We start from the raw sequence: 1,540 nt of genomic DNA, 5'->3' as shown, positions 1-1,540 counted from the left end.
TTTCTGTGAAAATAATCTCCATTAGCCGTTTAAGTATATACTTGATCTATTAGGGTAATTATCTAAATAACCAAAAAAAGCAATAGGAAATCAGAGCTACCTGTGTGGAGGTAACTTTGAATATTCTTATTTGTTTTTGGTTAAACTAATTAAATTGTGGTTCTTTATAAGCCTCCTTGTTAATCAACATGGAGTAAATAATTCTAAGCATTCGATGCGATATTGCAACGAGTGCTTTTTTCTTTCCTCTTCTTGCTGCAATTGACCAATATTTAGAAGCTAACCAACGCTTACGACTCCTGGATACAGCCCAAGCAACTTCACACAATGCGGACTTAATGTGAGGGTTTCCTCTTGATGTTCGAGTAGATTTCCTTTTACCTGCACTTTCATAATTCCCTGGAGCTACTCCAGCCCAAGATGCTAAATGTTGTGAAGTAGGGAATTGTTTCATATCTACTCCAATTTCCGCAATAATAATAGCTGCTGAATCCTTTTTGATTCCAGGAATCGTTAGTAATAAATCCATTTCTTCTTTATAGTTGACTAATATTTCATCAATTTTTTCTTCTATTTCTGATATAAGAGATTCTAGATACATGATATGTTTCCAGGATTGCCTAATCAGGAAGATTTGATGGTCATTTAACGTACCGAATAGAGAATCTGTAATTAATTGCTTTTTATGTGCCATTCTACCATGAATACTATTCTCCACATCATTTGCATCAACGTATCCCTTTGAAATCAACTTTGTTAGTAGTTTCCTGCCGGAAACACCAAAAACATCCGAAATGGCAGAGCTTAATTTAACATTGGAGCATTCTAGTACCTTTTGAATCCTATTTTTCTCTGAGGTTAAATGTCCAATCCACTTCTTGCGAAGTCGTGTTAAATCTCGAAGATTACGGATATCTTCAGGAGGAACAAAGCTCTTTTCAATAAGACCATACCGTAAAAGTCTAGCAATCCACTCAGCATCGGAGACATCTGTTTTTCTTCCAGGGACATTCTTGATTCTCTGGGCATTAGCCAAGGTAATATCAAAATAATCCTCTAAAATGTTATAAACAGGTTTCCAATATACTCCAGTACTTTCCATGGCAATGTGAGTAACACCATGGTCTTCTAACCATTTGAGTAATCTAAAGAGATCCTTTGTTAAAGTAGGAAATGTTTCGGTTTCTTGAAATAAATCTTCATCTCGATTACCAATCATTACACAAGCTACTATTGTTTCTGAATGAACATCTAATCCAGCACAGCGTTCAATGAAAACCTCCAAAATTCTCACTCCCATAATATAAAATCACAAACAGTGAGTGAATTTGAACATAAGCATTTTTCTGTACGTAGTCATCAGTCCAAAGGACTGAGCTAACAAAGGGTTGTTCACCAAATTCACTCAAACAGTTTTATTCACAGGGTATAAATCCACCATAAAAAACCACGTATTATAGACTGTTTGTGTTATCTACATTATGGGCAAGAGAAATCAATTTTCATGCCCGGGTTGAGATTGGAAAATCATGAAGGTTTT

At 35.3% G+C, this 1,540-nt stretch carries 1 protein-coding gene; it reads right to left on the bottom strand.

Going from position 1 to position 1,540, the window contains the following annotated elements:
- Positions 1-145: 145 nt before the first annotated feature.
- Positions 146-1,285, bottom strand: a complete 1,140-nt coding sequence (locus GW534_RS15805; protein WP_161921922.1) for an IS110 family RNA-guided transposase — start codon at positions 1,283-1,285, stop codon at positions 146-148.
- Positions 1,286-1,540 lie beyond the last annotated feature (255 nt).

This window comes from Pallidibacillus pasinlerensis (assembly GCF_009996845.1).
Taxonomy (GTDB): Bacteria; Bacillota; Bacilli; order Bacillales; family Caldibacillaceae; genus Pallidibacillus; species Pallidibacillus pasinlerensis.
The sequence above is the reverse complement of the archived record's forward strand: the minus strand, read 5'-3'. Positions and strand labels throughout refer to the sequence as shown.